The sequence below is a fragment of the Verrucomicrobiia bacterium genome (assembly GCA_036268055.1).
Taxonomy (GTDB): domain Bacteria; phylum Verrucomicrobiota; class Verrucomicrobiia; order Limisphaerales; family Pedosphaeraceae; genus DATAUW01.
The window spans coordinates 477287-497637 of the sequence record DATAUW010000017.1 but is presented as its reverse complement, the minus strand read 5'-3'; the positions used below and the strand labels follow the sequence as shown (position 1 = coordinate 497637).

Below are 20351 nucleotides of genomic sequence, written 5' to 3'. Positions count from 1 at the left end.
TCCGGATGATAAATAACCCGGATTATTCTTCGATCAACCCGCGTCTTGCTCCGCTAAGTAACTGCTCGATGAAGTTTGTCGAATAGACTCCGCGGCGGAAGTTCGGGTCTTGCAAAATCGCCTGCTGGAAGGAAATCGTGGTCTTGATGCCGTTGATCATGTACTCGCCCAATGCGCGACTCATCTTGTCCATCGCTTCACGACGGTCTTTGCCGTAGGTGATGAGCTTGCCGATCATGGAATCGTAATAAGGCGGAATGGTGTAGCCCGCGTAAGCGTGGCTGTCCACGCGCACGCCGCGTCCGCCGGGGGAATAATACATTTCGATGCGGCCCGGGCACGGGCGAAAATCGTCGAAGGGATCTTCCGCATTGATGCGGCACTCGATGGCGTGGCCCTTGATTTGAATATCGCTTTGCGAATGGCGCAACGGCTCGCCCATCGCGATCATGATCTGGTAACGCACGAGGTCAATGCCCGTAACTTCCTCGGTGATCGGATGCTCGACCTGGATGCGCTTGTTGACTTCGAGAAAGTAAAAATTGCCGTGGTCGTCCACGATGAATTCCACCGTGCCCGCATTCGTATAATGCGCCAGCTCGGCGATGCGCACGGCCGCCTTGCCCATTTTGTCGCGCAGCTTTTTGAATTTGCTGTCGAGCATCGGCGACGGCGTTTCCTCGACGACTTTCTGGTTGCGTCGCTGAATGGAACAATCACGTTCGCCCAAGTGAATGATGCGGCCTTTGTGATCACCGAGAATTTGAAATTCGATATGGTGCGGATTCTCGATGAATTTCTCGATATAAACGCCCGAGTTGCCGAACGCTTTTTCCGCTTCGGTGCGCGCGGTGTGATAACCTTTCACCAACGAAATATCATTATGCGCCACGCGCATTCCGCGCCCGCCACCGCCGGCGACGGCCTTGATCATCACCGGATAACCGATGCGCCGAGCCACGACAAGCGCATCCTGCTCATGCTCGACCACGCCATCCGAACCGGGCGGGATGGGCACGCCGGCTTTCTTGGCGAGGTTGCGGCTGACGGCCTTGTCTTCGAGCGCATTCATGGCGCGCGAATTCGGCCCGATGAACCGGATGTTGCAACTCTCGCAAACGTCGGCGAAGTGAGCGTTCTCCGAAAGGAAACCGTAACCGGGATGGATGGCATCCACGTCGGCGATTTCCGCCGCGCTGATGATGCGGTCAATGCGCAGGTAGCTTTCGTTGCTCGGGCCTTTGCCGATGCAGATGGCCTCGTCCGCAAGCTGGACATGCATGGAATTGGCGTCCTGATCGGAATAGACCGCGACCGTACGGACATTCAGCTCCTTGCAAGCGCGGATGATGCGGACGGCAATTTCTCCGCGATTGGCTACCAAAACTTTTTCAAACATGACTTGATGGTGAGGGATCGCAGCCCGGCCGCGACCAGAGCCTCATAAGGGACGAATCTTAAACAGCGGCTGGCCGAACTCGACCGGTTTGGCATTCTCGACGAGCAGTTGGGTGATGACACCCCTCGCCTCGGCTTTGATCTCGTTCATGACTTTCATCGCTTCGATGATGCAGACGACCGTCTCGGGACCGACTTCGGTGCCGATCTCGACATAGTTGCCCGCTTCGGGCGAAGGGGCGCGATAAAAGGTTCCAATCATCGGCGACTTGATCTCGACTTCTCCGGAAGCCGCCTGGGCTGCGGCAGCCGAGGCTCCAGCGCCGGGAGCGCCTACCTGAGCCGCAGACGCGTAAGTGACCATTTGGGCTTCTTCGTATTGGACAGGCGCGACCACACCATTGGCCCCGCGCTTGAGTTTGATTTTAAATTCCTGCCGCTCGAGTTCGAACTCCGAGATGGAGTTCTTTTTCATCAAGTCAATGATGGCTTTAATATCTTTTAGATCCACAGAGCGCTTTCGTTTTTAAACTTCGCGTCCAAATGCCAACTCAATTCGGCCGGACGATTCATCAGGAGTCGCAGCCGACCATCGGTTTTGACTCTTTTGGATATTCAGTGTTGGGGACAGTAATTTGGTTGGCCGGAAGCGTCAAGAAGGAAAATTTAAGGGTTAAAAAATCTCAATTTTAAGGTAAAAAATGTCAATAAATTTGCGCTTTTGAGCAATTACTTACTTGCGTTAACGATAATGGCAGTTTCCACTGCCAAAACGTAAGAGTTGAGTCCGAATCCTGCAATTTGACCACGGCACACCGGCGCGATCAATGACACATGACGGAATTCTTCGCGCGCATGGACATTGGATAGGTGGATTTCGATGGTCGGAATTCCCACTGCGGCGATGGCATCTCGCAAGGCCACGCTCGTGTGAGTATAGGCCGCCGCGTTCAGGACGATCACCTCAAACTTGCCCTTTGCTTCCTGAATCCAAGTGACTAACTCACCCTCGATATTCGACTGGCGGAATTCCACCTCGACCTTGAACTTAGCCGCGCGTTCCCGAACTTTCGCCTCGATGTCGGCGAGGGACAGCCGCCCATAAACCTCCGGCTCGCGCTGCCCCAGCAGGTTCAAGTTCGGCCCGTTCAAGAATAGTATCTTCATCAAGCTGCGCCACTATAGCTAGCGGTCTTCCGGTTGTAAATTTGATTTCCGGTCTGTCTCAACAGCCAGCCCAACAGGCCAAACGCCACCCACGCCACGGCCGGAATGTACAGCCCGAACTCGATGAAATTTTGCAATGCCCATCCCAGCAAGCCCAGCCAAACCGCCAGTCGTATCCAATCATCCTCCAAACGCCCGTAGCGCCATATATATGTCAAGCTACCCACGACCATCGCCGTGTAAAGTACGAAGCCGGGCACGCCGGAGTCCGACGCCTGCTGCAAATAATCGTTGTGCGCCATCCGCGCCATTTCCGATTCGGGGCGTTTGCGCTGCTCGTAGGACTTCTCGAATGTTCCCGGTCCGCTGCCGAACACCGGCTTGTCTCTGGCCGTTTGCGCCGCCGCTTTCCAATAATCGAAACGCGCCACCACGCTCGTTGCCCCTTTCTTAAAGAAGCCCATATACTTGACGAAGAATCCCGCCAGCCCAAGCACCAGCACCACATAGATCAACATCACCTTCACTTGCCGCTTCATCGGAAAATACATCGTGCCCGCCAGACCGATGACCAGCATCAGCAGCCATCCGCCTTTCGACCCGGACCAAAACAAACAACCCATCGCACCCGCACTCGCAACTCCCATCAGCAAACCGCGCGCGCCAGCGGTAAATCGTTCGCGCAACGACCAAATCACCGCCAGCATCGCCGGATAAATTAACAGGATCGCTTCGGCGAGAGTGTTGGGATAGAACAGCGTCGAGAAAATCCGCCGGCTCGACATTTTTTCCATGTATCCCGGCGGAATGACCTCCAGCTTTGGATAGACATACGTCAGCCAATACTTTTGCGACTCCTCCAAGCCGCCGAAGTGCTGACTGAAACCGGATACCATCACCAGAGTAAATCCGGCGAAGAGCGCCAGCCAAAAGAACGCTAATTTTTTTCCGCCGGTTAGAGAAAAAAACCCCAGATAAAAGCACACCACGCAGGTGACGAAATGTTCCATCGTGGGCCCCGTCAGGCGTGGCCATTCGGTTTGTGTCGCCGCGATTGCTTCCCACGCAAGCCAGGCCAATGGCAACCCCGCCAGCCATAACGGGACATTCGTCCGCCATCGAGCCACCGCGATTCCTAAAACCGCTACGACCCCAAGCAGCCAGTAACCCACCACCGACGGCCATCCCGCCAGAATCCATTCGTAGATATTCGTCGGTTGCGTGACGAGCTTCTGCAGGATCGCAGGATTGCCCAACTTCAGCAATGCCAGCGCAAGCAACCCGCCAAATGCTCCTGCAAACATGCCCTGCAAAATCGAATCGTCAGACGATCGCGCCCCCATCGCCGGAGACGGTGTGCGAACTTCGGTTTTTGCGCTCACACTCACAAATTCAATTTGAGCAAGCCGACTTCCAGCGCGAGCGCCTCTTGGACGTTCGAGTGCAACAACCTTTGCGTCCGCTCCATCACCCGCAAATTCTCCGCCGCCTGCGCCGCCGAGACCCGCTTCGCCACTTTACCAACGCTCTCAAGGCCTGGAAAATTCCCCAATTCCGCAATCCGCACTCCGCACTCCGCATTGACCCACACGTCCCTCAGCCACCATTGCAGCGTTGTTAAAAGCTCCGACCGTTGCAGCCGATACTCCGCCTCGATCGCCGCTGTCAATTCCACCTCCCATTTATCGCGCAACTGCGAGTCCACATCGTCGTAACGCTCCAATGGCGACCGCGCTGACACCGACTTCTCAATCTCCGCCTTGAGTTCACCAAGCTTTTTCAGCAATGCGCCCAGCAAACGATACCGGCTCATCAAACTTTTCTGCTCCTGCGCTGCCATCTCGGCAAAACCCGTGAGCCATTCCAGTTGCGCCGGCGACCGCAACCGTGCACCTTCACCGCCGAAATTCAACCGCAGACAACGCGAAAGAATCGTCTCCAAAATCCGTTGCGGCTCGGTCGTAAGCAAAATCAGGATGGATTTTGGCGGCGGTTCTTCGAGCGTCTTGAGAAACGCGTTGGCCGCCTGCGGATTCAACCGGTCCGCCGCCACGATCACCGCGACTTTATATTCCGCGTCATTCGGCTTGAGATTGATCTCCTGCATCAAATCGCGCATCTGCTCGACCTTGACGATCCGCGACTTCGATTCCGGACGTACCCAATGCACATCCGCATGGCCATCGCCATTGATGCGACGGCAACTGGCGCATTCATCGCAACAATCCACCGCCGAGCCATTCGCCCCGCGGCGAACCGGCTGCTGGCAATTCAAAGTCTTCGCAAGCGTCCGCGCCAGCGCTTCCAACTCCCCCAAATCATGCCCTGTGAACAAATACGCATGGCCCAGCCGCCCGCGTTCCAGGCTGCGCTGTAACAAATCCACCGCCTGCCTCTGCTCAGGAAAATCAACAAATGCCATAAAGCTTATATAATCCCCTCACCCCAAACCGTCACGAACCAATTAATTTTTTGAAGGGCGTCCCCAATGAGAGCGGGAACGTCCCGCAAGCCCCATCTAACCCCCCTCAAAAAAAATACCCGAACTTATCCGAACTTATCCGAGCCAAGGCGAACTCAGGCGAACTTATCCGAACCCTTTGGCTCGCCTAATGGCATTGGGCATCGGGTTTCTCCTATTTCTCCTGCCTGTCCTATTGAAGTATTTCAAAGAACTGGCCCCACAATACCGCATTTCCGGGATACGTCCACCCTTCCATAGGATACAAATGTTCTGTTATTCGATGGAGCATATACACTTTGCGGGCGTCTGCGGCTCCCCTTTCCCGCCGATTCGTCTTTACACCCGCCCCGCCAGAAGGCATGTTTCCGCCTCATTTTAACGGTTATCGTAAAAATGGGCGATTCGCAAAATCCGCGTCAGCCCTTTAATCCAAGAACATTATGGCAGAATTAGTTGGCAATCTTTTAGTCGCGCAATCCGGCGGTCCCACCGCGGTCATCAACGCCAGCGTCGCCGGCGTCATCCAGGAAGCCGGCAAACACGAATGTATCGAAGAGATTTATGGCGGTCTCAATGGCGTCCTCGGCCTGCTTAACGAGGAACTCATTGACATCAATGAGGAAAAAGCCAGGACTATCGAAGGTCTCAAGTACACCCCCGCCGCCGCCCTCGGCACCTGCCGTTACAAAATTGATTTCAAGAAAAAGCCCGAAGCCGCGGCCAAGGACATGAACCGTCTGTTCGAGGTCTTTCAAGCCCATGACATCCGCTTCTTCTTTTACGCTGGTGGCAACGATTCCCAGGATTCCGCCCACAAAATCCATGAAGAAGCCGTCAAACGCGGCTATGAAATGCGCGTCATCGGTGTGCCTAAGACCATTGACAACGACCTCCCGCACACCGACCACTGCCCCGGCTTCGGTTCCGTCGTCAAATACAACGCCACCACCATCATGGAAATCGGCGAAGACGTTCGCAGCATGGCCACCGACGGCGGTTTCTGCTGCCTCGTCGAAGTCATGGGCCGTTCCGCCGGTTGGATCACCGCCGGGACCGTGCTCGCCAAGCGCTCCCCGGCCGACGCTCCGCACATCATTCTCCTGCCCGAAATTCATCTCGACGAAGCCGCGTTTCTCGCCAAGGTCAAGGAAACCGTCGCGCAATATAAATATTGCATTGTCGTCGTTGGCGAAGGCGTCCGCAACGCCGCTGGCGAAGAAATCGCCGCAGACAAATCCCGCGTGGATTCCTTCGGCCACCCCGTCCTGTCGGGCGCCGCCGATAACCTCGCCAAAATCATCCAGGAAAAACTCAACACCAAGACCCGCACCGCCAAGCTCGGCTACGCCCAGCGCGCCGCCGCCCATTACGCCAGCGCGACCGACGCCCTCGAAGCCGCCGCCTGCGGTGAAGCCGCCGTCCGCGCCGCCGTCTCCGGCCAAAGTGGCATGATGGTCAAGATCGTCCGCACCAGCAGCAGCCCTTACAAGTGGACCACCGGCCTGCAACCCTTGGGTGACATCGCCAACGTCGAGCATCTGCTTCCGCGCGATTGGATCAGCGCCGACGGCTTCATGCCCAACGAAAAATTCATCGAGTATTGCCGCCCCCTCATCGAAGGCGAAACCAAAGTCCCCACCGAAGGCGGCCTCCCCAAATTCGTCTCGCTCGAAAAAGTGCCGGTGGAAAAGAAACTCCCTCCGCGCAGCTAAGACGATAAAAAATCATCCTTTCACTTACCGCGCGAGATTCGTCCGCGCGGCATTTTTTTGCCTCTACCAAATCGCGGGAACGAAAGATATAGTGGGCGGCGCACGCAGCCTCGCCGCAGTCCCGCAGGGACGACCGATCTTAGCCCAGCCATTTATGGCTGGGTTTGCGCTCGTTACAATCCAAGTCCCGTAAGGGACGAAAGAATTTGCACATTTGAAACATCGCGCTCATCACCAAAACTTCTCGCTAGCCCGATATATCCTTTATCAAGACGCTCTAACCATGCTCTTCGTGCGAATGCGGTTCAGTCGTCCGCTGAAGTTCCTTCTCAAACTCACGGCTGGCCTCGGGCGACATCCCGTGCGAAAGCTTGAGATGAAGCTGCGTGCTTAAAAACTCGTCCGGCGTCATCCATTTGTCGCCCACTTTGATGCGTTTGGTCCAGGCGCAAACCACCTGCAACCCATTTTGCAGCTTGCGAATTTCCTCCGTCGAATTTTTTAAATCCTCCAGCGCCTTTTGCAAATCCCGGTTCGTGCGGGTTCGTTCCTCCAACGTCCGCTTGAGCCGATGCAGCAACAAACCGGTCACGACACAGATAAAAAAACAAGTAAAGGCATTCCAATACCGAACCATCGAATAGGTATAAAAATGCCCTGACAATATATCCACCAGCCACGATGCCAACCCACTCGCGATAGACATAAGCCAGATGGACCGCCGGCCAAAATACCAGGCGCACAGCGAAACCGGAACGAGGTAGGCAGCCGAGAAAATGAGTTCGTAACCGGTAGCGTAATCCACGTAAGCCATCACCAGCAGGCTCACGATGCTTATAACGGCCATCTTCCACTGAAGCGAAGCGGAGGTCTGGTTCATAAATTCGCCTTAAATGAATTACCTTCCACCGTACGTCAGATATTTACCACCGACAAGTGGTGTTTTTCCACGACCCGACGACTGTAAATGACATCAGAGAAGGACTGCTCTCACAAATTTCAAAGTCCGAAGATGCAAAAAAATTCGCCCATTCAAAAAAACACTTTCGTGCGCAGCGAGGCGAGCCCATGCGAGCGTCTCGGCTCCCCATCCCTAACAAAACCCCTACCACCGATTTGGATTCGGCAGAATAAATTCATTCGTCGAATCCGCACCCTTCGCCGTCGCAGAACTCAATCGAAAATGCAGATCCTTATCTGACACTATTGGAAATTCAAAATAATAGTCCACCGATGATAATTCGAGGACTGGATTGAACGTCGCATTAAAATTTTTTCGAATGGTTATTCCATTCCATTCCTTGCCGGAGGATTCTATCAATCCCAGGTGTTCGGTGAAAAAACCAAAATTCCGAAGGCCGGCCATCGGTGGTTGCGGCACATTGTTTCCAGACGAGGAAATCCTCACACCATTCGTCATCGTTTGTTTTATATGCACCATGAGACTGCCCTCGATATTTCGAGACGCAAAAGTTTGCCCCGCGATATGCCATTTAAAAATTTTATTCGTCCGGCAAATCGCGAACAACGCCCGTTCCCAAAATTGTCCTTCGTAGAATCTCACCACATGCCCCTGCTTGATCGCCACGAAATGGACCGTCGTCCCATCCGGCAAAACATACGACGCCTTTGGACGCTGCATTCCCACCCATACAAAACAAAGTCCCAATACCACAATCACCAGAATCCATTTTTGCCTGACGGTCATTTAAACTCACTCCCCCTTAAAATCCGGATTGATCGTCACAAACTCATTCGTCGAAACCTTGCCCGTCCTGGGATCCTTCAAACAAAATCGAAAATGCAAATTCGTCTCCGCCGATTGTGGAAACTCCCAAATGTTTTGCTCCCCATTGACCCGGTTCCGACCAAACATACTTTGGATCGAGTCACTTCGAAAAATCGTCATCGTATGCAACCCGATAATCTCCCGCCCGTGTGCGTCCAACTCGACAAATTCCTGCGACCCCGAAAATACTTCTGACGGGTTGGCCATATTGCGAATGCCATGCCGCATCACCACTGCGAAATGATTGCTCGAGATCGGCACGTAATACATCCATCCCCCAAGCCACGCCGGCAGCTTGCCGTGGCCGAACCGATTGAACCCTCGCTGCAAAAGATTTCCCTCATACACGTGAAAATAAGTTTGATCCGGACTCAAACACGTCTCCACCGATACCACACTCCCGTTCCCCGCAGTAAACACCGGATGCGCCCTCTGCCCATCACGCGTGCAGAGAATCATAACAATGATTGCTACGAGCACCCCGCCGAATCCGATCAATATCCATCTTGAATTTCGCATTCAGCCAGCGGCAATTTATTGATGATCTATAATGCGGGATTACTCCGAATTGTCCCTTAGCGAAAATCGTCCGCGCTCAATCCGCTTCCTTGAATAATGCTCTTTAAAGTTCCGATGGGAATTGGTTTGCTGCCATGCATCGGCACAATCACCTGCCGCCCATCAGCATGACGCCATTTTTGATGGCTGCCTATTGCCTTGCCAAAAGAAAACCATTTGCACGCAAAACTTTAACGACTTCTTTTGCATTGCAAACTGGATGGTGCTGGCTCAAGGAAGAGAAAGCTCAAGCAACTTGGCGCCTCTGCCTAACTTCATCGGTGACGGTTCAAACCAAAGCGTCAACGCTTCCTTGGCATTTTCCACCGCTTCCGCCTCGGTGTCTCCCGCGCTCGCGCAGCCCGGCAATTCAGGAAAAACCGCCGACCACCTTTTGGTTTTAGGATCCAACTCGATGAGCAGCCGCAATTTCATAACCGAAATTTAACTGACCACCAAACTGTTGGCAAGCGGCGCATCTGTCATTTAAATCTTACAAACTTAGACCTTAGAACCAAACTTGCGATGGCTCTTTAAATTGGCTAACTTCATTAACATGGCAGGCGTCAAAGAAACGTATCGTTATATCACCCGGACAAAAGGCGTACGCGGCGGTCATGCACGTATCGAGAACACTCGCATCGGCGTCCATGACATCATCAGTTCTCTGCAAAACGGTGAAACTGTGGACACTCTATCCCAGTGCTTCCCCGACGCAACGCGCGCCCAGGCTTACGAATGCCTGTCTTATTACGAAGATCATCATGCGGAAATTGACCATTTGATTGCCGGCCAAATAAACCTTGAACTTCCTTCTCGATCACGACGTGCCAGAACGCGTCGGCGATGTTTTTCAGGCGAAAGGTCATTCTGTTTCCGCCATGCTCCGTCATATCTTCATACCTAGTTTCCTTCCCCATCCCAAAATCCATTCCTCTCTGCGCCTCCGCGTCTCTGCGCCTCTGCGTCAAAAAAATGTTTCCCAATCCACCACACGCATCAGACATCTCCAATAACGACCCCTCACCATTCCCCCAAACCCGGACTTGCCACCGCGCTCGCCTTCATGCTTACTTCCCCGGTTTGATTTAACACCAAAATGAATCGCGATATTTTAGCCAAAGCCAAGTCCCTCGGTTTCTCCGACCGCCAGATCGCCCATCTCACCGGCCAGACCGAGGACGCCGTCCGCGCTGAACGCAAAAAACTTGGCCTCATCCCCAGCTACCGCCTCGTGGACACCTGCGCCGCCGAGTTCGAGGCTTACACGCCCTATTATTATTCCACCTACGATTGCGGCGACGACGAAATCAAAGCCACCGACACCCGCAAAGTCATGATCCTCGGCGGCGGCCCCAACCGCATCGGCCAAGGCATCGAATTCGATTACTGCTGCGTGCATGCCGCCTTCGCGCTCAAGGAAGACGGCTTTGAAACTTTGATGGTCAATTCTAATCCCGAGACCGTCTCCACCGATTACGACACCAGCGACAAACTTTTCTTCGAGCCGCTCACGCTCGAAGACGTCCTTCACATTTACGAACGCGAAAAATGCTGGGGCGCCATCGCGCAATTCGGCGGCCAGACCCCGCTCAACCTCGCGCTCGGCCTGCAAAAAAACGGCGTCAACATCATCGGCACCTCGCCCCAAAGCATCGAGATCGCCGAGGATCGCAAACTCTTTGCCGCGATGTTGCGCAAGCTCGACATCCCTCAACCGCCCAACGGCCTTGCCACCAATGAAGCCGAAGCCCTCGCCGCCGCGCGCCAATTAAGTTATCCCGTCCTCGTGCGCCCCAGCTTCGTCCTTGGCGGTCGCGCGATGCAAATCGTCTATTCCGATTCCGAGTTGACCCACTACATGCGCTTCGCCGTCGAAGCCTCGCCCGAACGCCCCGTGCTCGTGGATAAATTTCTCGAAGACGCCACCGAAGTGGATGTGGATTGCATCGCCGACGTCGGCCACTTCACCGATCCCGCGCAAGGCACCATCGTCATCGGCGGCATGCTCGAACACATCGAATTCGCCGGCGTCCATTCCGGCGATGCCGCGATGGTTCTCCCCCCCCACACCCTCTCGCAGAAAGTCATTGAGACGATCCGCCAATATACGCGCGCAATGGCGCGCGAGTTGCGCGTCATAGGCCTGATGAACGTCCAATACGCCGTGAAAGGCGAAACCGTTTACGTCCTCGAAGTCAACCCGCGCGCGTCCCGCACCGTGCCGTTCGTCAGCAAATCCATCGGCGTCCCCCTCGCCAAGCTCGCCGCCAAAGTCATGGCCGGCAAAAAATTGACCGAGCTTAATTTCACCCGGGAAATCTGGACAAAGTATTGGGCCGTAAAGGAATCCGTTTTCCCCTTCAACCGTTTTCATGGCCAGGACATTTTGCTCTCGCCCGAAATGCGTTCCACCGGCGAAGTCATGGGTCTCGACGCCGACCTCGGCATCGCCTACGCCAAATCTCAGATGGCCGCGAATTCCCCCCTTCCCGTCAGCGGTCGCGTCTTCATCAGCGTGAGCGACGCCCATAAATCCGAAGTCGCCGAAGTCGCCCGCCAATTCGCCGACCTTGGCTTTGAAATTATTTCCACCAGTGGAACCGCCGCCGTGCTTGAAAAAGCCGGCCTCAAAGTCCAGCGCATCTACAAACTCACCGAAGGCCGCCCCAACGCCCTCGACCTCTTGAAAAACCGCGAAATCCAACTCGTCATCAACACCCCCGCCGGCCAAACCCCGCGCGCCGACGAAGTAAAAATCCGCACCACCGCCGTCTATACCAACACGCCCATCATGACCACCTTAAGCGGTGCCAAAGCCGCCGCGCTCGGCATCGCCGCCCTCAAAAAATCCGGCTACGCCGTCCGCACCGTGCAGGAATATCATTGAGGTTCGGCCCGTCGGCATGGTATTAAATTTTTCATTCAATTAAGGAATGATCATTAACTCCATGCGCCGCCTCGGCCAATTTTTCACCGTCACGCTTGCCCTGTTCGCTGGGCAATCCGCCTTTGCCTTCGCCCTCCTCGGCCCCTTCGCGCCGTGGATGACTACGCCCCTCGCATATCAGCTTCCGACCGCCATCGGCGGCCCAATGCTTATCGGCCAGGGCTATCGCTGGAACGTCCCCCTTATTACCTACGCCTTCGACCAATCCTTCCTCGATTACTTCGGCACCAACGGCGTCGCCGCTGTCGAAAGCGCCATCCAAGTCCTCAACGATTTCCCGCCCGCCTCGCACGTTGATCTTTCAACGTATCCATTGAAATCCAGCCGGGTGAATTTCGTTGCTCAGAGTGGAAATCTTGTGGATTTAAAATCGCAAGCCCTTGTCATGCTGGTGGAACAAATGGGATTGGCCCAGCCATCTGCTTCTGTTAATACCCTGCGGAATTTTTCGTATAATCCGACCAATCTGGATTTTACCTATTCGCTGGAAAACCGGAACTATGATCCCCAGGCGCTGTATGCTTCAATAATTGTCAATACCGATATCTTCGCTCCTCAAGTGGCATTTCATAACGGTAACAACGTGATTTTCTATGACGAAGGCGCGTCAAACGGGTTTATAGACCTCAATAGTGATTTAGGATTCTTCCTGCCCGTCGGTGATGCGATCGCAACTTCACTTACCGATGCCGAAAGCGCAAATTCTTCTGTCGCAGATTACGAAAGTGGTTCTGCTATTTATGGCGATGGCCTTTCCACCGGAACATACTTTTCTAGCCTCACCGCCGACGACGCCGGCGGCCTCGCCTATCTGCTCAGCACAAACAACCTCGCGCTCGAAAGCCTCTTGCCCGATGTTCACGGCCTTGGCACAAATTTCGTGAGGACGGCGCTTCGCCCTGGCGTCAATAAGATCACCTTCCAGCGCGTAAATTTCGATTCAATCATCTCCAGCATCTTTCCGCCCTTTACTAATATATACATTGATGCCTACATCACGAACGGCGTGATCCAATATCAAACCGTCGAGCGCACCCTGACCCAGCCGGACATTCTCTTCACCGCAAAATACATTGGAAACAACAATGTCTCCCGCACCGGCACTTCTAACTGGATAAACAATGGCGCTCCCTTGCAGGACGGCCCCGGCGTCATCCAACCGCCGATCACCATCAATTTTAACAAACTCGGCCCCAGCCTCATCTATAACGATCCCAACTATTCCCCCGCAAATGCCACGACCTTTCTGCCGTTATGGGCATCATTCGATGGAACCACTAACGCACCCGTTGTCTATCCGATCAATTCCAGTCTGACCAACACCTCTGAATTTCATTTTCTCTTATTCGGGCCGTCGTCATTCCTACAGCCGGTCGCCAGCTTTACTTGGAATTCGCCCGTAACGTCCAATGGTCTTTTCAATCTGCAAACCTCCACCAATCTTTCCGATTGGCTGACCATCGCCACCATCACCAATCAGGGCGGCACTTTCACCTATCAGGATTTCATCTACACCAACACCCCCCAAAGATATTTCCGCACCGTCCCGCAATAAATTCCCCTCGTTTAATTATCAAACTGAAACGCGTCGTTCCGCCAGGTGTAGGCTTTCCTGATTTCCCAGTGGCTTTGAAAGACCAAATGGTTCCCGTCGCCCGTCACGATCCCGTTGTCAAAACAAAACACGATCTGATGGTAACCGTCGGCCTTAGCCGGTTGGTTGATCCGGATTTGGAACCTCCCATCTTCGCCAATTCGAGCAACGTAACTTCGGTTCCAATATTCTTTTCCCTGGTCATCAATCACGACGATACTATGCGCCTTTTGATCGGAAACCAACTTGCCGGAAATCGTCACCATGTCCTCTGCCTGGTTAAACGACGCCTTGTAATCAACCAATTTGATTTTCGGCAATTTCGCATCGCCCATTGAATTTCCAGAAAAAATCGGATGCCTCCACAGCATCGCCGCCGATGACTCCGACAGATAAATCTTTTCCGGCGTGGGATATTTCCTGGCGGCGTAAAGCGCGGTCGTCGGCCCCATCAACGAATTTCCGCGGCCCAATGAAATATCCGGCCCGGTGTGAGGCAATCCCAGCGCGTGGCCCAATTCGTGGATAGCTCCCTTCATAAAAATTTTACCATTGAAACCCTCTGCCAATCCCAGGTCCGCCCGAACCTCGCCCGGTCGGGTGTTGTAATTGACCATCGCCCAACCGCCATCGCGAGGATTGCCTATTCCGCGAAAGTCTCCAAAGTTCGCCGGCGGATCTCCCAAGCACACAAAAATCCACCATACCTGCCCTTTCTCCGCGATGCCATATTGGCGGGCCGCCGACGCAATGACTTCCCGCGCAAAATTCGGTTTGGAATATTTTCCGCTCGCCACCGGCTGCTCTCCCTTCACATTCAAGACCTCGACCATTCCGTTGGTCGTGCGTTGAAATATATTTGTCACCGCCGCCGGATAACCCCATTGCTCCATCCCTCGGGAAAAAAACGTCTCGGTAACTTTTGCGATCCTGGTCAACCTCTCTTGAACATTCGGCGGCACGAAAATATCCGCCGGCGTGAAGAACACCATTCGAATTGTCGGCAGGGATGAAGTTTTTGTCTCAGGCGACGCCTCGGCTCGCGTTACATTGGGTTCAGCATTCTGGGCGGATGTCAGCCCAGGCAACGACAGGAAAAGCAACGCCAGCAGAAGTCCCACCCGATGCGTCTTTAATTGAGTCGTCCGCTCATCCTTATCACTCGTCATTGCCGACTATCAAACAAGCGGCCAATGACGCGTCAATTCTAAAAAATCCGTGTTTCGTCCGTGTTCAATCTGTGGCCGAATTTATTCCTTTTGCCTCCCACCGCGTTTTCCCATTAATATCCCACAAACAATCCATCATTTAGCGCGTAACTCGTAAATCCTAAATCGTAAATTTTTCCCGATGCAAACCAAACTGCCCCACGGCCTCGAAGTCCTCACGCCCGCCGAAGGCGCCCACGCCGAAATCCTCACGCCCGGCGCGCTTCATTTTTTCTGCGAACTCCAGCGCGCCTTTAACCCGCGCCGCCTCGAACTCCTTGAGGAACGCAAGCTCCGCCAAAAATCTCTCGATGCCGGCCAGTTTCCCGATTTTCCCGCCGAGACCAAATCCGTTCGCGAAGGCGATTGGCGCGTGGATGCCGTCCCCGCCGATCTGCAAAATCGCCGCGTTGAAATCACCGGCCCCGTTGACCGCAAGATGGTCATCAACGCCCTCAACTCCGGCGCGAACTGTTACATGGCCGACTTCGAGGATTCCCACGCGCCCACCTGGCCGGGCACGCTCGATGGCCAGATCAATATGCGCGACGCCATCCGTGGCACGATCACGTATCAAAATCCCGAAGGCAAAAGCTACAAGCTCAACGAAAAAGTCGCCACCATCCTCGTCCGCCCGCGCGGCTGGCATCTCAACGAAAAACACCTTCGCGTGGACGGTCATCCGGCATCCGCGAGCCTGTTCGATTTCGCGCTCTACTTTTTTCACAACGCCAAATACCGCCACGAGCACGGCTCCGGTATTTATTTTTATTTGCCGAAAATGGAATCGTATCTCGAAGCGCGCCTTTGGAACGACGTCTTCGTCCTCGCGCAAAATCTGCTCGGCGTGCCGCAGGGAACCGTCAAGGCCACCGTGCTCATCGAGACGATTCTCGCTACCTTCCAGATGGAGGAAATTCTTTACGAACTCCGCCATCACAGCGCCGGCCTCAACTGCGGTCGCTGGGATTATATTTTCAGCTACATCAAAAAATTCGCGCGCAACACCGATTTCATTGTGCCGGACCGCGCCCAGGTCACCATGACCACGCCCTTCATGCGCGCCTACGCGCTCGCGTGCATTCAGGCCTGCCACAAACGCGGCGCCTTCGCCATGGGCGGCATGTCCGCGCTGATCCCCATCAAGAACGACCCCGCCGCCAACGAAAAAGCCCTGGCCAAAGTTCGCGAAGATAAACGCCGCGAAGCCACCGACGGCCACGATGGCACCTGGGTCGCCCATCCCGGCTTGGTGGCGATTGCCAAAGAAGAATTCGACCGCGTCCTCGGCGACAAGCCCAACCAAATGGATCGCCAGCGCCCCGACGTTTCCGCGACGCCCGCGCAACTCATCGAAGTCCCCAAAGGCCCGATCACCGAGGAAGGCGTCCGCGCCAATATCCGCGTCGGCATCCAATACATCGAAGCGTGGCTCGGCGGCCTCGGTTGCGTGCCGCTCTATAATTTGATGGAAGACGCCGCCACCGCCGAGATTTCCCGCACCCAGGTCTGGCAATGGATTCATAATCCCAAAGGCATCCTCGACGACGGCCGCAAAGTCACGCTCCCGCTCGTGCGCCAATTCATCCAGGAAGAACTCGCGCGCATCCAAACCGAGCGCGGCGAATCCCGTTATAAAAACGGCCACTTCCCCGCCGCCACCAAACTTTTCGACGACCTTATCGCCAGCGAAACCCTCGAGGAATTTTTGACTCTGAAAGCTTACGAGCAGTTGAATTAACTATCTTCTCTTGCGTCAAAAAAACTCAGACTAAAATACCAAACCAACATGACCCTGAAACCATTGTTCGCCCTCTGTTCTATCATGGCCCTCGCCTTCACCCTCCACGCCGAAAATAAAATCCCGGACGATTGCAAATCCGGCGGTTTCTTCATCGGCTGCCAGGCCTACACTTTCAACCGCTTCACCGTTTTTGAAGCCATCGAAAAAACCGCTGCCGCCGGTGGCAAAGTCATAGAATTTTATCCCGGCCAAAGCCTCAGCCCCGCCGAGCCTAACGTGAAATGGGACCACAATGCCTCGCCCGACACCATCCAGAAAGTCAAAGACCAACTCGCGAAATATCACGTCAAAGCGGTGAATTATGGCGTCGTGGGCATTCCCAAAGACCCTGCCGGCGCGCGCAAGATTTTTGAATTCGCCAAGACGATGGGCCTTCGCGCCGTCACCACCGAATCCGTGGACGCCATTGATACCTTTGAACCACTCGTAAAGGAATACGACATCATGGTCGGCTTCCATGACCATCCCAAGCGCAACAACGACCCCAACTACCGCATGTGGGACCCGAACTACATCCTGTCCGTCGTCCAGGGCCGCGATTCCCGCATCGGCGCGTGTGCGGACACCGGCCATTGGGTGCGCTCGAATTTGAACCCGGTGGATTGTCTGCGCATCCTCAAAGGCCACATCATCAGCAGCCACCTCAAAGACCTCAATCAAATGGGCCCCGGCGCTCACGATCTTCCCTATGGCACCGGCGTTTCCGACGTCCCCGCAATCCTCGAAGAACTGAGAGCGCAAGGCTTCACCGGCAACATCTCCATCGAATACGAATATGACTGGGACCATTCCCTCCCCGAAGTCGCCCAATGCATCGGCTTCGTCCGCGGCTACGGAACCGCCAAGGGTTGGTAAAAAATAAGAGCGCCTCGCGTCGAATAACGCACAACTGTAGAATTGGAAGGCCCCTTTTCTTTTCGGCGTCTATCAAGACAAGACTAATAACCGAAAACTTCTCATTAACCCCGCGTTTTAACGCGGGGAATTTTTTTGCCGCGAGGTCTTCAACCGTTTCAACGGTTTCATTTTCGTTCAGACTGCCTTGCCGCCGCAGTCCCGCAGGGACGACCGATCTTAGCCCAGCAATTTATTGCTGGGTTGAAATCCGTTTCCAGGATAAGTCCCGGTCAGGGACGAAAGAACTTCTCACTTGGAACCAAAACTCACACACTTGCCTGCCAACGAAATATTTCTTACCTGATCACCCATCCCAAAAACGCCAGCGCCAAAATCACCACCGCCACCGCCCACCAAAGCCACGAAATCCCTCGTGGTTTTGGCTTTATGCCGCCAAACTCGCGCTTAGTGAAATCCTCGTAATCGAATTCCTCGTCCGGCAAATCCAGCCCACTCGCCGCCGCCTCTTCCGACCAGCCCGTCTCCTCATCCGAACCACACCCCGGGCATACCTTCGCGCCGCGCGGCACATCGGCCCCGCAAACCGGACAAATCACCGGCGTCATGCGAATGAAAAAATCCCGCCGTGCGCTTCGTTAATTTGCCGCCGCATATTCTTCATCCGTTTTCAACTCCAGGCCCATCAGCACATAGTCATGCGTGACCGCCTGCATGTCCTTCACGTAATCCTCCAGCCGCATCAACTCGCGAAATCCCAGCAACGCAAAAACCTTCATCGCCGCCTCCTGCTCGCCGATGAACTCCGCCTCCGCCTTTTCCAACCCCGAATTTCTCGCGATCGAAAGTATCTCCGACACCAATGCCCGCGCCAGCCCGCGCCCGCGGAATTGCGGATGCACCAGCACGCTCAGACGCCCGATGTGCCGTTTCCACCCGCCCAGTTGCTGATGCAGCGTCGCGCTCCCGATGATTTTTCCGTCCAAAACCGCCAGCAACGGCAGCACCCGCCCCAAGTCAATCGTCTGGCACCAATTCCGAATCGTCTCCGGCTCCGTCACGCGATGCTTGATAAACATCCTTTCGGTCACCGGCACACCGAGAAAAAATTCGTGAAACGCCTTCTCGTCGTCTCGCCGCAACGGACGCGAACGGCACTTGAAGCCTTCTTTTAATTTGATGTCTTTTGGAAATTTTTGAAGCGCGAGTTCAATTGACATAAACAATCAACTCCTGGTTCGAGGTTGCCCGACTCTCTGCCCAACTCTTGCCAAAGGCAAGTTGGATTTGATAAATCCCGCACGCGGCTCACTCAAAACCACCGCGAAGGCTGCCCCACAATTCCCAATTCCTGCTCGATCAACCGTTCATCAATCGTATCAGGGTCCACGCTCCACCGCGAAGCCAGCAGATGCACCTTATCCGCGTTGTTCACCCCGGGCTCGCCCAAGCCAAACGCCTTCGGCTCCGGTTCGGCATAATCATAGCATTTCATCCCCAACTCGACTTCCGCCGCCGTGACGCTGCCCTGGTTCCAAAGCGTCTTTCCCGCCCAGGCATACCCGCGCAAAATGCGGCCTGACTCCGCCCGCACCCACGCGTGCTCGTTCAACATCCCGTTCTCATTGAAAAATTGCACCTGCCCAACCTTGCGGCTCAGTTCCAGCAAAAATCGGAAACACACATCCACATCTTCACCCGGATCGGGCAACGCCGGTCCCATCACCAGCACCCACCCCGATACCGGCGGCGACACGAACAACTTCGATTCGCCTTCGCCCGAAAGCCCTTCACTCCACGAGCACGGTTTGGGATTGTGCAAGGCCAGCGCCGATTGCACCGCCAGCAGATCGCTATTTTGGATCGCCAGCCAGCAGTTGGGACGCTTCAAGCCGAGCCGCGGCCCCTTGATCGCCAGCGCCGTTGCAAGTTCCTCGAACGACCGGGATTCAGCGGGCGTGGTCAGGCGCACATGCCGCCAGCGCAGCACCAGGTAAACGAGGAAAATACCCATCACCACCACAAAGGAGAGCATCAACACCAGCATACTCGCCATCAGGTTATGGTCTTGCGTAGCCATAATAATTTCAATCTACGCCTCCCTTTTTCTTTATCAACGGAAAAGAAATCAAAACGCGATTTTTTTTCTTCGCCGCCGGCTTTTTCCGATCATCCGTCAGTAAGCCTCGTGATACGGCTGCCTGGCCTCGTAAAGTTTTTTCAACTTTTCATTGCGCGCCGCCACGTCCGGCACTTGGGTCGCCAGCGCAATCGTCCGCGCCCGGTCCGCGGTTTTTACGGCATCGTCGAATTGCCCCGCCTCCGCGTACGCCGCCGCCAGCGTTCCCACGGCAACCGCCGACCGCCAATCTGAAAATTCACACGCCTGCTTGGCCAATTCCACCGCCTCTTTGCCGTCGCGGATCTCCGGGTAAGGGTTGGACGCCAGCAACCAAGCCAAATCATTCATGACCTCCGGCGAATTCGGTTTTTGCTTCAACTCCTCGCGGTAAATCCGCACCGCTTCGTGATAATGTTCCTTGGCATCTTCCACCCGGTTTTGCTGTCCCATGACCGCCGCCAATTCCATCTCCGCTCGCGGATCAGGACCCTTAGGTTCAGGAGACGCCACCACGGCCAGTCCCTCACCAAACCGCGCCACCGGCAAATCGGACGCCGGCACCACCGGCAATTTGAACTCGCGATGCAGCCAATACCCTCCCGCAATTCCCAACCCCGCACAAACCAGCACCGGCAGTCCCAACCCATTTCTCCACGATCTCATGCACCAACCCTAACTCCAATTCCTCCCAAGAAAAATTGAAATCCCTCTCTCATTTCTCTTTACAACC

General features: G+C 54.8%; 21 protein-coding genes. 6 read left to right on the top strand and 15 right to left on the bottom strand.

Going from position 1 to position 20351, the window contains the following annotated elements; translation table 11 throughout:
* Positions 1–22: 22 nt before the first annotated feature.
* The 5 genes from accC to VH413_12125 form a co-directional block, all read right to left on the bottom strand.
* On the bottom strand, positions 23–1399 hold the full coding sequence (gene accC / locus VH413_12145) for an acetyl-CoA carboxylase biotin carboxylase subunit (GenBank protein HEX3799441.1): 1377 nt from the start codon (positions 1397–1399) through the stop codon (positions 23–25).
* A 42-nt stretch (positions 1400–1441) separates the two neighbouring features.
* A complete protein-coding gene (gene accB / locus VH413_12140; protein ID HEX3799440.1) occupies positions 1442–1909 on the bottom strand; it encodes an acetyl-CoA carboxylase biotin carboxyl carrier protein in 468 nt (155 codons plus the stop codon).
* A 218-nt stretch (positions 1910–2127) separates the two neighbouring features.
* Complete coding sequence (aroQ, locus tag VH413_12135; GenBank protein ID HEX3799439.1) at positions 2128–2568, bottom strand: type II 3-dehydroquinate dehydratase; 441 nt, start codon at positions 2566–2568, stop codon at positions 2128–2130.
* Positions 2565–3947, bottom strand: a complete 1383-nt coding sequence (locus tag VH413_12130) for an O-antigen ligase family protein (GenBank protein HEX3799438.1) — start codon at positions 3945–3947, stop codon at positions 2565–2567. Before VH413_12130 ends, aroQ begins: the two co-directional genes overlap by 4 nt.
* Positions 3948–3949: 2 nt before the next feature.
* Positions 3950–4987, bottom strand: coding sequence for a hypothetical protein (locus VH413_12125; protein HEX3799437.1), 1038 nt, complete (start codon positions 4985–4987; stop codon positions 3950–3952).
* A 482-nt stretch (positions 4988–5469) separates the two neighbouring features.
* Here VH413_12125 and VH413_12120 point away from each other — a divergent pair, with 482 nt between their 5' ends.
* The gene (locus tag VH413_12120) at positions 5470–6741 is read left to right on the top strand and encodes a 6-phosphofructokinase (protein ID HEX3799436.1); all 1272 of its coding nucleotides are present in this window, start codon (positions 5470–5472) and stop codon (positions 6739–6741) included.
* A 277-nt stretch (positions 6742–7018) separates the two neighbouring features.
* Here VH413_12120 and VH413_12115 read toward each other — a convergent pair whose 3' ends face one another.
* From VH413_12115 to VH413_12095, 5 genes are all read right to left on the bottom strand, one after another.
* Complete coding sequence (locus VH413_12115) at positions 7019–7621, bottom strand: hypothetical protein (protein HEX3799435.1); 603 nt, start codon at positions 7619–7621, stop codon at positions 7019–7021.
* Between the two features lie 225 nt (positions 7622–7846).
* Positions 7847–8449 carry a hypothetical protein gene (locus VH413_12110; GenBank protein HEX3799434.1) on the bottom strand — a complete coding sequence of 201 codons (603 nt, stop codon included), beginning with the start codon at positions 8447–8449 and terminating at the stop codon, positions 7847–7849.
* Positions 8450–8455: 6 nt separating this feature from the next.
* Complete coding sequence (locus VH413_12105; GenBank protein ID HEX3799433.1) at positions 8456–8989, bottom strand: hypothetical protein; 534 nt, start codon at positions 8987–8989, stop codon at positions 8456–8458.
* A 116-nt stretch (positions 8990–9105) separates the two neighbouring features.
* Complete coding sequence (locus VH413_12100) at positions 9106–9189, bottom strand: hypothetical protein (GenBank protein ID HEX3799432.1); 84 nt, start codon at positions 9187–9189, stop codon at positions 9106–9108.
* 130 nt (positions 9190–9319) lie between these two features.
* On the bottom strand, positions 9320–9523 hold the full coding sequence (locus tag VH413_12095; GenBank protein HEX3799431.1) for a type II toxin-antitoxin system HicB family antitoxin: 204 nt from the start codon (positions 9521–9523) through the stop codon (positions 9320–9322).
* Between the two features lie 121 nt (positions 9524–9644).
* Here VH413_12095 and VH413_12090 point away from each other — a divergent pair, with 121 nt between their 5' ends.
* The 3 genes from VH413_12090 to VH413_12080 all read left to right on the top strand — a co-directional run bounded on the left by VH413_12090 (position 9645) and on the right by VH413_12080 (position 13593).
* Positions 9645–9995, top strand: coding sequence for a DUF433 domain-containing protein (locus VH413_12090; GenBank protein ID HEX3799430.1), 351 nt, complete (start codon positions 9645–9647; stop codon positions 9993–9995).
* Positions 9996–10187: 192 nt separating this feature from the next.
* Complete coding sequence (gene carB / locus VH413_12085; GenBank protein ID HEX3799429.1) at positions 10188–11978, top strand: carbamoyl-phosphate synthase large subunit; 1791 nt, start codon at positions 10188–10190, stop codon at positions 11976–11978.
* A gap of 46 nt (positions 11979–12024) precedes the next feature.
* Entirely contained in the window at positions 12025–13593 is a 1569-nt protein-coding gene (locus tag VH413_12080; GenBank protein ID HEX3799428.1) for a hypothetical protein, read from the top strand.
* A gap of 11 nt (positions 13594–13604) precedes the next feature.
* Here VH413_12080 and VH413_12075 read toward each other — a convergent pair whose 3' ends face one another.
* Positions 13605–14801: a hypothetical protein gene (locus VH413_12075; GenBank protein HEX3799427.1), complete on the bottom strand. Its 1197-nt coding sequence runs from the start codon at positions 14799–14801 to the stop codon at positions 13605–13607.
* A gap of 181 nt (positions 14802–14982) precedes the next feature.
* On the opposite strand from VH413_12075, the gene aceB reads away from it, so the two are divergent.
* Positions 14983–16581, top strand: a complete 1599-nt coding sequence (gene aceB, locus VH413_12070; protein ID HEX3799426.1) for a malate synthase A — start codon at positions 14983–14985, stop codon at positions 16579–16581.
* Positions 16582–16629: 48 nt separating this feature from the next.
* Positions 16630–17499: a sugar phosphate isomerase/epimerase gene (locus VH413_12065; protein HEX3799425.1), complete on the top strand. Its 870-nt coding sequence runs from the start codon at positions 16630–16632 to the stop codon at positions 17497–17499.
* Positions 17500–17837: 338 nt separating this feature from the next.
* Here the strand turns inward: VH413_12065 and VH413_12060 are convergent, their stop codons facing one another.
* From VH413_12060 to VH413_12045, 4 genes are all read right to left on the bottom strand, one after another.
* On the bottom strand, positions 17838–18107 hold the full coding sequence (locus VH413_12060) for a zinc ribbon domain-containing protein (GenBank protein ID HEX3799424.1): 270 nt from the start codon (positions 18105–18107) through the stop codon (positions 17838–17840).
* 30 nt (positions 18108–18137) lie between these two features.
* Positions 18138–18719 (bottom strand): GNAT family N-acetyltransferase, encoded by a 582-nt coding sequence (locus tag VH413_12055; GenBank protein ID HEX3799423.1) that lies wholly within the window; start codon positions 18717–18719, stop codon positions 18138–18140.
* A 92-nt stretch (positions 18720–18811) separates the two neighbouring features.
* Positions 18812–19579, bottom strand: coding sequence for a hypothetical protein (locus tag VH413_12050; GenBank protein ID HEX3799422.1), 768 nt, complete (start codon positions 19577–19579; stop codon positions 18812–18814).
* A gap of 96 nt (positions 19580–19675) precedes the next feature.
* Complete coding sequence (locus VH413_12045; GenBank protein ID HEX3799421.1) at positions 19676–20284, bottom strand: hypothetical protein; 609 nt, start codon at positions 20282–20284, stop codon at positions 19676–19678.
* Positions 20285–20351 lie beyond the last annotated feature (67 nt).